General features: G+C 55.1%; 11 protein-coding genes. 6 read left to right on the top strand and 5 right to left on the bottom strand.

Annotated features, from left to right (window positions below):
• Nucleotides 1–229, top strand: a 229-nt coding sequence (locus tag HY298_27810) for an IS1380 family transposase (protein MBI3854050.1), incomplete at its 5' end; no start/stop codon positions are given.
• Between the two features lie 227 nt (nucleotides 230–456).
• Here the strand turns inward: HY298_27810 and HY298_27805 are convergent.
• The 4 genes from HY298_27805 to HY298_27790 form a co-directional block, all read right to left on the bottom strand.
• Nucleotides 457–3,132: a PSD1 domain-containing protein gene (locus HY298_27805; protein MBI3854049.1), complete on the bottom strand. Its 2,676-nt coding sequence runs from the start codon at nucleotides 3,130–3,132 to the stop codon at nucleotides 457–459.
• A 72-nt stretch (nucleotides 3,133–3,204) separates the two neighbouring features.
• Entirely contained in the window at nucleotides 3,205–4,344 is a 1,140-nt protein-coding gene (locus tag HY298_27800; GenBank protein MBI3854048.1) for a hypothetical protein, read from the bottom strand.
• Nucleotides 4,345–4,372: 28 nt separating this feature from the next.
• Nucleotides 4,373–5,488: a hypothetical protein gene (locus HY298_27795; protein MBI3854047.1), complete on the bottom strand. Its 1,116-nt coding sequence runs from the start codon at nucleotides 5,486–5,488 to the stop codon at nucleotides 4,373–4,375.
• Nucleotides 5,489–5,527: 39 nt separating this feature from the next.
• A complete protein-coding gene (locus tag HY298_27790) occupies nucleotides 5,528–6,490 on the bottom strand; it encodes a hypothetical protein (protein ID MBI3854046.1) in 963 nt (320 codons plus the stop codon).
• A gap of 324 nt (nucleotides 6,491–6,814) precedes the next feature.
• Here HY298_27790 and HY298_27785 point away from each other — a divergent pair, with 324 nt between their 5' ends.
• From HY298_27785 to HY298_27775, 3 genes are all read left to right on the top strand, one after another.
• On the top strand, nucleotides 6,815–7,717 hold the full coding sequence (locus HY298_27785; protein ID MBI3854045.1) for a DUF1080 domain-containing protein: 903 nt from the start codon (nucleotides 6,815–6,817) through the stop codon (nucleotides 7,715–7,717).
• A 9-nt stretch (nucleotides 7,718–7,726) separates the two neighbouring features.
• On the top strand, nucleotides 7,727–7,879 hold the full coding sequence (locus HY298_27780; GenBank protein ID MBI3854044.1) for a hypothetical protein: 153 nt from the start codon (nucleotides 7,727–7,729) through the stop codon (nucleotides 7,877–7,879).
• Nucleotides 7,880–8,030: 151 nt separating this feature from the next.
• On the top strand, nucleotides 8,031–8,258 hold the full coding sequence (locus HY298_27775) for a hypothetical protein (protein ID MBI3854043.1): 228 nt from the start codon (nucleotides 8,031–8,033) through the stop codon (nucleotides 8,256–8,258).
• A 51-nt stretch (nucleotides 8,259–8,309) separates the two neighbouring features.
• On the opposite strand, the gene HY298_27770 is transcribed toward HY298_27775, so the two are convergent.
• On the bottom strand, nucleotides 8,310–9,704 hold the full coding sequence (locus HY298_27770; GenBank protein ID MBI3854042.1) for a DUF1501 domain-containing protein: 1,395 nt from the start codon (nucleotides 9,702–9,704) through the stop codon (nucleotides 8,310–8,312).
• A 468-nt stretch (nucleotides 9,705–10,172) separates the two neighbouring features.
• Between HY298_27770 and HY298_27765 the strand changes: the two genes are divergently transcribed.
• Nucleotides 10,173–11,771 (top strand): hypothetical protein, encoded by a 1,599-nt coding sequence (locus HY298_27765; GenBank protein MBI3854041.1) that lies wholly within the window; start codon nucleotides 10,173–10,175, stop codon nucleotides 11,769–11,771.
• 152 nt (nucleotides 11,772–11,923) lie between these two features.
• Nucleotides 11,924–12,706: a prepilin-type N-terminal cleavage/methylation domain-containing protein gene (locus HY298_27760; protein MBI3854040.1), complete on the top strand. Its 783-nt coding sequence runs from the start codon at nucleotides 11,924–11,926 to the stop codon at nucleotides 12,704–12,706.
• Nucleotides 12,707–12,741: the final 35 nt, after the last annotated feature.

Genomic DNA, 12,741 nt, shown 5'->3' with positions numbered 1-12,741 from the left:
GGCCTGGAATCTCAAGAGTTGGTATGGGCTGCTGACGCCCAACCGCCAACGGGGACTGGAACTGGTGCGGATGGAGTTCCGGCGCTTTCTCCAGGCGATCCTGTTGATCCCTTGCCAGGTCGTGCGCACGGCGCGGCGTGTAATCTACCGGGTATTGAGCTACAACAGTTGGCTGAAAGATTTCTTCGCGACCTGGGAGCGGCTGCAAAAGCTGGTGCGGGTGGAATGAGGGAGGAGCTCGGCGCCATTTTCGAAAACGCACTAACGGACGCCGTGTCGCTGCGTCAGGTGGAAAAAGGGTCGTGGCGCCTCGTTTTATCCGAACACTGCGGCGGCGTGACACGCTGACCGCGGAGCTGGCGGCATTACGAAGCCGACCAGGGAGATTTCAGGCGCCAAATTCAGAAGGTTTTCCCCGCGGCGCTCCTTGCGGTTCCCAACTCGCTTGTTTTGGGGCTAGTCCACGTAGAGAAACTCGTTCGCGCTGAGTAACGCCTGGCATAGATCAGTCAAGGCTTGCAGTTCGGGCGCGGGCTTCGGCGTTTCCACATTTTTTGCCTTCTCGTCCTTCTTCACATCTTTTGTAGCAATGGCGTCCTTCTCGGCGGCAGATTTCAGTTGGTCCGCCTGTCGGGAAAGCAATGCGAGCGCGTCGGCCAGCTCCGGCGCAGTTGGACTTCGGCTGAAGGCCAGTTGCCAGGCACGGGTCACCTGACCAGCGCGGTCGTCGCCCGCTTCTTTTTGCAGGCGCTGGGCAAAGCGCGCGGCCTGGTCGAGGATGAACTGGCTGTTCATCAGCATCAGCGATTGCGTGGCGACGGTGGACGATTGGCGGCGCTCGCAATTCACTTCCATCACGGGCGCGTCGAACGCGTGCAGCATCGCCAGCGGACGGCTGCGCCGCACTTGGACGTAAACCCCGCGACGAAACTCCTCGCCATGGAGCGGCTCTTCAACCGGCATCTTGTTGTCGCCTGTCGTTTTGTCGAGGCCGACGACGATCTGGCCATGCACATCTGGGCGCACTGGCACAGGCGAGCCGAACATCTTGTCGTTGAACACGCCGCTGGCGGACAGGATGGCGTCGCGGATGATTTCGGCGTCGAGGCGTTGGACCGGTTTGCGCCAGTAGAGACGATTCTCGGGATCGCGCTGATCGGCACGAGCATTGCGATGTGAGGATTGGCGATAAGCCGTGGATGTCATGATGAGCTTTTGCAACCGCTTCAACTGCCAGCCGTGCTCGACAAAATCACTCGCGAGCCAGTCGAGCAATTCGGGATGCGACGGTCGCTCACCCATGGCCCCGAAATCCGACGGCGTGCCGACGAGGCCGCGACCGAAATGCTCCAGCCAGACGCGGTTCACCAGCACACGGGCGACGAGCGGGTTTGTGGGACTGGTAAGCCAATGTGCGAAGGCGAGCCGTCGGCCGCTGGTCGCGAGATTCGGATCTTTCTCCGGCAATTCGACTGTCTGGCCGGGAGGCGCGAGCACACTCAATCCGCCGGGGTGAATGGCTTCCTTGGGCTGTTTCGGATCGCCGCGATGGAAACGGTAGGTAACCGGCAGCTTGTCCGCCGGCTCGGTCAGGACGCTGATGAAGTCCTCCGGCGGTTTGTTGGTGCGAACCTCGGCGATCTTCGCGTCCATCGCCTTCAACTCATCGGCAGCCTTTTGGTTGTATTGATAAAGCACGCCGGCGTTGATGTTCACGCTGGGATTATCGGCGAGGAGTTTCTTTTGCTCCGCGGTGCGCTTATCGGCGGGCGTGTCGTAGGCGCCCCGTAGTTGTTCGCGCAATGGAGGTTCAAATTTCGCTTCGAGATGCTTCGTCAACGCTTCTTCGATGTACTGCTTTTGTTTCGCTTCCTTCTCGTCGGCAAGCTTCTTCGCGTCGGCCTCGACTTCAGCGGCCTTTTTTCGGTCGGCGTCCGTGTAGAGCGAAATCAGGCGCTGGTCGGGTGTGCGCCAGTTTTTCCAGTCGAGCGCCGGTTCGAGCACCGCGCGCAACCGGTAGTAATCAGTCTGCGGAATCGGATCGTAGCGATGATCGTGGCATTGCGCGCAGCCGACGGACAATCCGAGCAAGGAGGTGGACACGATCTTGATCGTGTCGGCCACGACTTGATTGCGCACCATGTCCTGATCAACACCAGACGTGGCGGTGCCGTCGGCACCCATGCGCAGGAAACCGGTGGCGATGAGCAACTCACGCTTTTGCGGGTCGGTGAGCGCGGCTTTCGGATCTCCTTGCGTCACGCGCGCGAGTTCATCGCCGGCGAGTTGTTCGGTGATGAACTGGTCGAACGGTTTGTCGGCATTGAAGGAACGGATGACGTAGTCGCGATACTTGTAAGAGTAGGCGCGCGGCGGATCGGCGTCGCTGTAGCCGTCCGAGTCGGCGTAACCCGCGATGTCAAGCCAGTGGCGGCCCCAGCGTTCGCCGTAATGCGGCGAGTCGAGCAATCGGTCGATCAACTTTTCGTAGGCGTCACTCGCGGTGTCCGCCAGGAAGGACTCGACCTCGGCGGGCGTCGGTGGCAGGCCGGTGAGATCAAATGAGGCGCGACGGAGCAACGTGACCTTTTCGGCATCGGGCGAGAAACCGAGTTTCTGTTTCACCATTGCCGCCACCAGGAATGCATCGACCGGCGTGCGGACGCGGTCTTTGGGTTTGGTCGCTGGGATTTTCGGCTGGCGAATTGGCTGGAAGGACCAGAAGGCGCGCTCTTCCTCGGTGATGCCACCGCCCTTGGCCAGTTCGGCGGGTTCGGGGCGGGCGGTCTTCGCGCCGGTGGCGATCCACTGCTTGATCACTTCGACTTCTTTGGCGGTGAGCTTCTTGTCGCGCTTCGGCATTTCGCCGCTGTGAACCAGCTTGAAAAGCAGACTGCGGTCGGGCTTGCCGGGTACGATCACCGGGCCTTCGTCGCCGCCCTTGAGCATCAGCCGCTGCAGGCGCAGGTCGAGACCGCCGTTCAACTTTTCGCCCTCGCCATGACAATCAAAACAATGTGCCTTGAGGATCGGCCGGATGTCCTTCTCGAACACCAGCGGCGCAGCGGCGACGACGTTCGCGCAAGCGAACAGCAGCCAGCCGACCACCAAGGAAATCTGGTAACAATGCATTCAGGAATACTCAACCTCTGGTTCGCAAAAAAAGCGAGCCGGAAAAATCAATTCAGCCTCTCGGGCAGGACATCACCTGCTTGAGGGAGTAAAATTGACATTCAGAATCCGGTTCAACTCAGGTAACACTTTACGTATCACGGTCGCGTTCAATCGGTGGCCTTTCTTAGTGGTCACGACATGGAATGATCCTTCAGTTTCCAGAAGTTTGAACTTGGCAAGACAAGTTTGAAACGATCCACTCTGCCTCTCGCTCTTCCGCTTCATCGTTCGCAACGCCTCCAGCACAGCCATAATGTTATTGTCAAAGGCGAAATTGAAGCCGAGATCAACCGATTCGCAAGGAAAATTCCTTCCCACAATCGAATCAAAACTGAAATGCTTTTTGTAGCCCGGCAGTCCCGTCCAGTTGGCGCCAACGACGGCTGTGGCTGTGTTCAGAATGGCACGGATAAACGGTGTCAGTTCTGATGCGGCCGAGACAGCCATTGCACACCGAATCCGCTCGGGGTTTACATTGTGCACTCCACCCAGGAAGTCACCGACTGCGCTTTCCGACGTGTGCTTGAATTGAAAGAAGCCCCTTGGACTATCAACGAGTTCCAAGGGTAAACCCACGGCCGGGATCAACTGGGAGAAATACTCCTTCCGTGCGGCGGTTGGTTGGATTTCGGAGTTATAATCAACAAAGAATTTTCCTTTGTTGAAATGAAGGCCACATTCTTCCGGCTTTTTATTTTGTTCAAACCCACGGGCTTTGAACAAGCAGCAAGTGATGAACCCCATGTCGTGTTCAAAGCTTTCCAGAGCGGACTGAAGAATGTCAGTTATTTCCTGGGCGGGGTCTGATTTGGGTTTGAACTTGGCTTCTACATAATTTACTCCTGCCATTGTTAGACCTGTCGGAACGACAAATTTGCTCAGCGGGCCGTTGAGGCCATAAAGTTCAGCATTACTTATCGGTTCGCCGGTTCGCAGTTCAAAGGATGGCAACTCGCGTTGCGCCAACTGAACCAAACTTCGGAGTTCTTCCGTCGAAAAGCGCTGCTTCAACTCGTATTCTACGTGGTACACTTTTTCAGCCTTAACTGGAGCAGGAGTGGGTTTCCCGACGTGATGTTGCCCTCCATCTTTGGCGATGACATCTGCGTCAACCAAAACCGGGCTGCCCCGCACAGTTTTTCCAAGAATGCTTTTCTCTGGCTCTGTCATCTCGCATTCCTCTTATTTTACATATGAATCATCCGCTTGAACGGGTAAAATTGACATTCAGAATCCGGTTCAATTCGGGCAACACTTTAGGAATCACGGTCGCTTTCAATCGATGCCCCTTACGATTTGTGATCACCTCAAAAGTTCCCTCAGTCTCATGTAATTTGAAATCGGCCAGGACAGTCTGAAATACTCCACTTTTTATCTTCATTGTTCGCATTTCCTCCAAGGTCATCAGTATGTCCTTGTCGAAAGTGTATCCGAAGTGGAGATGAAATGATTCACATGGATAATTCTTCGCCACTATCGAATCAAAGCCAAACAAACTACCAGGGCTTGGCCACCCTGCCCATCGGCCGCCGACCAGGGCTGAAGCGCCACTCAAAATAGGGTGGATAAAAGTTGTCAATTCAGATACGGCTGAGACAGCCACTTCACACCAAAACATCAGAGGATTTTCAGACATTGAACCTGCACCGCCGGCTTTAATCTCACCCGCCAACGCGTGTTTAAAATGATATCCCCACTTGTCTTCAAAAATTTGCATCGGCAAACCCGCAGTGCTGATCAGTCGCGATAAATACGCCTGGCGTACGGGAGCCGGGTCAATCGAGGAGATATAATCAATAAACAACTTCCCTTTTGTGAGTAAAAGACCGCATTTTTCTGGCTCTTGGTTTTGTTCAAATCCCAGGGCTTTAAACAAGCAACAAGTACTCAGCATGGCATCACGCCCAAAGCCTTCTATCGCAGACTGAAGAATCTCAGTGATTTCGCGGGCCGGATCTGATTTGGGTTTGAACTCGCCTTGCACGTACTTTACCCCTGCCATAGTTATGCCCGCGGGAAGGGTGAATTTGTTCAATGAGCCTTTTACGTAAAGCTCAGCATTATTCGTGGATTTGCCGCTCCTCAACTGGAAGAACGGTAACTCCCGCTGCGCCAAAAGAATCAAACTTCGGAGTTCTTCCGTAGAAAAACGATGCTTCAACTCGTATTCTACGTGGTACACTTTTTCAGCCTTAACTGGAGGAGGAATGGGTTTCCCGACCTGATGTTGCGCTCCATCTTTAGCGATGACATCCGCATCAACCAGAATAGCGCGACCATGCACGGTTTTTCCAAGGATGGCAGGCTCTGTCATTTCTTAACTCTCGTTCATTAGATGCAAAATCACCGGCCCTTAACTTTTCTCGGTTTCCACCGCTCCCAGCAGGCTGAGGCTGCCGTCTTCCCGCTCTTTTTGCACGGCGAATGCCTCGACCTTTTCCCACCATGCGAGCGCGCTGCTTTCTTGTGCCCATTCCGCCACTCCGCCTTCTCGTTGGATTGCCGTTCGCCAGGATTCGCCGTATTCACAAAAAACTTTCCAAAACCGTTTCCGGTGCGATGCCGTTGCGTGCTTCGGATGGAAGTGAAACCGAATCCCCTTCTCTACAGATGCGGAAATCACCATCGGCATCTGCTCCAGCCCAGTGATCGGCTCAGCCCAGAGTTCATCCGACAAGACCACGCTCCTGGTATCATCCTTCACTTTACCGAGGCCCTTCAACAATGCCGCCAAGACATACGTTTCGATTCCATTCAGCGCCTCGTATGCTCGACGAATGAACGGGCGAGCCGGTGAATCAGAGAACCGCGAGTCATCTTCGGTGGGCCACCACATGGCATAGGGGCCCGAGGGCAGTTTATTTTCCTGTCGCACGAGCATAAACGGATCAAACGGAGCTAAAGGATTGACCGGGTCAACGGCAGGCAATTTCGCAGAGGCAAAGTAAATGGCCTCTTCTCCCTCCAGTTGATCATAGATGAATTGGACGCCTGCGAAATGTGCGGCCGCCTCCTCATTCACGTCTGGAAAAATGAAAACTCCAAACTTCCTGCTGCCTAATTTGATTTCACAAGGAATCTTCAGCACACCTTCGCTGAAAAGTTTGGTCTGGAAAGCAACCGGATGGACATTCCGATTTTGTTCTTTGAACCCATCCTCCAACGCGGTTGCCATCGCTAGACTCAAGAAATCAAGATCGTGTGGTTCCGTGTCTGGTATCATAGGTTTGATCAAACTCAAGAAATGAAGATCGCCTGGTCTTGGGAGGACAGGTATCACTGGCCAATCAGCAGGCGCGTTGGTGAACAATTCCATCAGCAATTGTTGGTTTTAAGGTAATTTGCGCTCACCGCCAATTACCTCAAGCGTAAAGTAAGCGTCCGGAGGACTCTCCGACTCGCAATCCAGTTGTCGAATCCGACCATGACCGAAATTTCCCACGCGTTGCCCGATCCGCTTCATGCGTCTTGTAAAATCTCTTGCACCACGCGGCACGGTTTGCTGTCGGTGATGCGTTCTTCCTGGCCATTGTGGAAGTAAAGGAGTTTGGCGGGGTCGAGGCCAGTCAGCCTGTATTATTCTGCTTGTAACCTTCTGCGCTTGGAGGAGCATGTTGGCACCTCGGACACTACGAATCGAATGAAAACAGGGGGCACACTCCGCTTGTTCACGCAATTGCCCGTCATCGCATTGCTCACATCCGCACTGCCGACGCTTGCGGTTGACGCTGTTCTCCAGATCACTCGTTCAGAGGACAAATTGATCATTAGCTGGCCACAAGACACTGCCAACCAGTTTTACCTTCAATCGACGGCCAGTCTTTCCCCACCGGTTTTGTGGAGCAACGTCACCAATGAGGTTGTGACCGTTGGCTCGGATTTCGTCATCACGAATGACGCCACCGAACTTGCCAGTTTTTATCGCTTGCAGGCATGGGAAGTTCTGTTCGACGGGACGAATACATCGGCCTTTCGCACCTACCGGGGCACGACGTTCCCCAGCAACAACTGGATGGTAATCAGCAACGAATTGCGAACCGTTCCGACGAACAGTGCCAACTGGATCAGTATCATCACCACAAATACCTACTCAGACTTCGAGTTGCAGTTGGAGTGGAATGCAACAGTGGCAGGCAATAGTGGCGTTTTCTACCGGGTTAGCGAGGCGCCCGACGGCCCTGAGAAGAGTGGTCCAGAGAATCAAATTGTTGACGATGCCACTCATCCCAACGGAACCAACCCAGTTACATCCGCCAGTTCTGTTTTCGGAGTGATCGCTCCGACAAACAAGGTTCTCAATCCGGCCGGTCAATTCAACACTGTGCGCATAGTAATTCTCACCAACCATGTCGAGCAGTGGCTGAACGGCAACAGGGTCGTCGAGTACAATCTGAACAGTCAGGAGTTTATGAGTATGGTTTCAACTTCACGATACAGCGGTGACTCGCTCTACGGCAAGGTAACGAACGGCGGGATAGTTTTGCAGCACCATAACGCATCGGTCGCGTACCGGAACGTACGGATTCGTCGCCTCGGCCCGTAGTTTCAGTCTGTGACAACGCCAGATCCAGGAGTGTTTTACTATGTGGATTCATTGCTGGCGCGGCAGACGGAACTCGACGAGCGCCAGAACTGGTCGCGTTTTTCCGCCCAACAATTAGCCGCTCAATACTCTCCCGCCGACGCCATTTACGATCACGACTGATGCCTGCGCCCGTCCATGCCCAAGCTGACGTGCTGCTCGCCTCGCGAAACGTGGTCGCGCATGGTGGTCAATACGACACTCACCTGGCGGCAGCCGGAGTGCGGGTGAAGAAGCGCTTGCGAGTTCGTTGATCCTGGGTAATGATGTGGTCATGACAAGAGAGCAGGTCGAGTCTGCGGTGGCGAGCGGCGTTCCCTTCACGTTGCGTATGGCTGATGGCCACGAGTACGCGGTGCCACATCGGGATTACATTTCGTTGCCGCCGAAAGCGTCGTACGTGATCGTCTATAACGATGACGGACGTTTCACGGTGCTGCCGCTGCTAACCATGACGGGGCTTCAATCAAAAACTGTCGAGGCTGGCAAAAAAGGAAAATAAAATTGCGGAGCTTCGGCCTTCGGATTTCTTTCGGATTTCGGTAATCGGATTTCAGGCCAAAATCTCCCTCACCACACGACACGGTTTGCCGTCGGTGATGCGTTCTTCCTGGCCGTTGTGGAAGTAAAGAAGTTTCGTGTGGTCGAGGCCGAAGAGGTGAAGCAGCGTGGCGTGATAGTCGTTCGGGCTGACGGGATTCACGACTGCTTTGTGCCCGAACTCGTCGGTCTCGCCATACGTCATGCCGCCCTTGATCCCGCCGCCCGCGAGCCAACTGCTGAAGCCCTGGCCGTTGTGATCGCGTCCGGCCTTCTCGGCCGCGCCGTGGTTCTCGGTCACGGGCAGCCGACCGATCTCGCCGCCCCAATGGACGATCGTGGTATCGAGCAGGCCGCGCGCCTTGAGGTCCTTGACGAGCGCGGCGGACGGCTGGTCGGTCTTGCGGCAACAATTGACGAGACTGGTCTTGATGCTCTCGTGGTTGTCCCAGATCTGGCCGTTGACGAAGAGTTGCACGAACCGAACACCGCGCTCGACCAGTCGGCGGGCGATCAGGCAGCGCGTGCCGTATTCGCGGGTGACGGATTCGTCCAAGCCGTAAAGTTTTTTCGTGGCTTCGCTTTCGCCGGTCAGATCGAGCGCCTCCTTCGCGGCGGTCTGCATCCGCGCGGCGAGTTCGTAGCTGGCGATGCGCGCCTCGAGGTCGGTTTCGCCGGGATGACGCGATAGATGATCGCGATTGAGCCGGGCGAGGAAAGCGAGGTTCTGCTCCTGCAATTCGCCTTTCAAGTGCGGCGGCGGTTCGAGGTTCAGAATGCGCGGCTCAGCCGAGCGCACAATCGTTCCCTGAAACAACGGCGGCATCCAGCCGTTGGACCAGTTGCGCACGCCGTCCACCGGATGCCCGCCGGGATCGGTCAGCACCACGTAGGCGGGCAAACTCTGGCTTTCGGTGCCGAGGCCATAGGTGAGCCACGAGCCGAGCGCGGGCCGGCCTGGCTGGGATTTGCCAGTGTTCATGAACCAGATCGAAGGTTCGTGCCCGTTGATGTCCGTGTGCATGGAGCGGATGAGCGTCACGTCATCCACAATGCTTGCAAAGTGCGGGAGCAGTTCCGACACTTCGATTCCGCTCTGGCCACGCTTCTCAAATTTCCACGGACTGCCGAAGAGTTTCTTGGTCGCGCGATCGATAAAGCTGAAAGTTATCTCTCCTGCAAAATCCTCACCGCTGCGCCGGGTCAGTTCCGGTTTCGGGTCGAACAAGTCGATGTGGCTCGGTCCGCCGTGCATGAAGAGCGAGATCATGGCGCGGGCGCGTGGACGGAACAGCGGGGCCTTGGGCTTCAGGTCAAAGGACTGTGGCCCGCGCGGAATGTTCGGCGGCGTGGCGAGCAGGTTTTCCTCCCGCAACAGCCACGCGAGGGCGACGCTGCCGATACCCATCGCGTTGCGCGCTAGAAAACGCCGGCGGGTCCAGAGTTGCATCGGACCATCACCAGAATGCGGAGTCACTTTCATACAGCGTGATCAGACCATAGACGAACCCAGCGGCAAAGGAAACTCAAAATTGGCAGTCGAGAGAGTGGCAAAGCACGACGGCGGCGGCTTGACATCGGAAAAGGTCAGGCCAATTGTCGCGTCATGAGAACCACCTTTATTGCGCCGACTCTGTTATCAATATTGTTATCAATACTGTTTTGTGGATTTGCAGGAGATTCTCGAGCAAAGGTACTTTTTTCGGGGGAAAGGAAGTTGAACAATCTCGTTTCGGAGTTGCTCGAAGTCTCGGCGATTTCCAAGTCCAACAACAATTTCACTTTTGCACGTTCCAGGGACGGCTGGATTTTCATCTCGGCAACATGCAACGGAAACGGAACCCTCCGTGTTGTTCTTGATAAGGGAACTGATCCGGTGATTCTGCACGACGCGGATGGAGGTCGGCCCGGTGAAGGAATGCGCTTTGTGACGCAGGGCAAACATACGCTTCAAGTGGAGTGTAAAGGTAATGTTCGCGTTGAGAAACTGGTGGTGAAGGCGATACCCGAACTCATCCATTGCGGACTCGGGTTCAATCCCGCGATCAAATCCTATGGTCTTTATGACATGAAATTTCTCAAGCGGGATGTTTTGCCGAATGTCACGACCTTGATCATACCCAGCGGTCTCAAGCTGGCTCCGTCGGAAGTTGATGACTGGCATCGTCAGGGAAAACGGTTCGTCGCGCAAACGGGGATCCATTCCCAAGCCACCAACATCGAGGGTCATTTCAAGTACTGGGCCAGTTTTTATGACAACGCTCCGTTCCTGGATGGAATTATTATCGATGAATTCATCGTCAACAGGCCGGTCGTGGAATGGGCCAAGCTAACCCCCGAACGTCTTGCGCGAATGGAACGGGAACGACAACAGTACGAAGTGTACGGAGCCGCCATCAAGAGAATGCGTGCCGACGACCGGCTGAAGAACAAGATGCTTTATGCCTACGTGGGCGGCAGCGGGAGAAAGCTGAACCAGGAGATCATCGGCACGAATTTCATCCGCAGCATTGTTGACTGCGGCTATCGTGTCGCCCTCGAACGCTATCTGTTTGAACGATCCAGCGAGAAGGCTTCCTTCGACGCGTTGGAGGAATTCGTCAATGGCCTCGCTGATTGGGAAGCCAAGGAGCCGGGAGTCAAAAACCACATGGTGATCGCTTTCGGATCGTTCAACATGCCTCCGGGATGGCTGAACAAGCTGCCGAATGTCGATTACCTGGTCTGGATGGATATGCAGGTCCAAACGGTGGCGAACAACCCGGCACTGTCCGGCATCGATGGCCTTGAATGGTGGACCTCGTCGCAATCCGACGAAGAAACGGTGCGTTGGGTCGGAAAACTCTACCGGCACTATGCGATTGAGGGCAAAACAAACCTGCTGACAAGGCCAGACCCGCTCTTCCTTACGCACATTCAGAATGCTGATTTCCAAAAAGGGACGGAAGGGTGGACATTGAAGGCAGCGGAAACGGGGAGCATCGATGTCAAAAGTTTTCCGCGCTACGGTCGCATCGAGGGTCGCTATATGGGATTAGGTGGTCCGGCTGATCCTGAACATATTGGCGACACCTTTCTCTGGATGAAAAGAAGCGACAAGGGACCGAACACGTTTTCCCAGACCATCAAGAATCTTGAGCCGGGAAGACTTTATTCCATGAAAATGTTTTCCTGCGATTACAATGATCTGATCAACCCAAAAGCCAAGAAGCTGGAGGAGGCAAGCAAGTTTACGGGAACCGTCGATATTGAAGGTGTCGATGTGGACAGGAAGCGGTCATTCACCGAAATGTATGCTTCCAATCCAGAACCCAAGATCCCCGTCAGGATAATGTACCATTGGAAAGTGTTCAAGGCGCGGGGCGCGACGGCCCGGTTGACTGTTTCAGACTGGCCAAAGGAAAACCCACCGGTTGGTCCGGTTGGTCTGGAACAGACCTTTAACTTTTTGGAAATTCAACCCTATCGAGAGTGATTGGATAATTGACGCATCCGCGAGCTGACCAAACTCCAGGGTTATTCAGAAGCCCGGCATTCACCCTCACCCGCCCGTTCACGATTCATGTTCTTGGGCTTGCTTTTCTGCGTCGGAGTAGAGAGAATGTTTGGCATCAATCCAAACGTCCGATGTGCGCAACATCCAATTGTCGCGGTCTGGATGCGGCTTTCGATCGCAAAGCATTTACGCTGATCGAATTGCTGGTTGTGATTGCCATCATCGCCATCCTGGCAGGTCTGCTGTTGCCGGCGCTGGCCCGCGCCAAAGTCAAGGCGCATGCCATCAAATGTATTTCCAATCAGAAACAGCAGTATCTCGGGTATCACATGTATGCCGAGGACAATCGGGAGTTCTTTCCGGTTCACGGGGATTGGGCAACAGTGGGCGGTTTTATTCGTACCAACGTCCGGACGAAGCCCATCGTACACGACCGGGCGGGCGAGACGAATCGCCCGTTGAACGCCTATGTCCCGGCGGTCGAGACTTTCCATTGTCCATCAGATCATGGCGATTCCTATTGGCCGGCCGAATCCAATCCGTCGTGCTACGCCGCTTGGGGCAACAGTTATCTTCCCATGTGGTCGGTGGATTGGTTCGGCGTAAAACACACGACGGCGGACAGCGCAGCCCGCGGGGCACCCGAAGGCACGCCGATCAAAACGAGTGAAATCGCGCGGAGCGCGGCCAATAAAATTATTCAAGGCGACTGGCCGTGGCATGGCTCGCGCGACGCGGGTGATGGCGCCGTGGATCGGTCCTCTTTTGCCAAGAGCATCTGGCATAACAACCGCGGGCAGCGCGGATGGAACCTGATGTGGGGTGATGGTCATGTTTCGCTTTTCCGGTTCCCAAAAAATTACGGCCCCGCCCAAATGAATATCCCGGTCAATCCGGCCAGTGCCTGGTGGTGATCAGCGCCGAAGACTGATTCGAACACACGTTTTGT

The sequence above is a fragment of the Verrucomicrobiota bacterium genome (genome assembly GCA_016200005.1).
GTDB lineage: Bacteria > Verrucomicrobiota > Verrucomicrobiia > Limisphaerales > PALSA-1396 > PALSA-1396.
The sequence above is the reverse complement of the archived record's forward strand: the minus strand, read 5'-3'. Positions and strand labels throughout refer to the sequence as shown.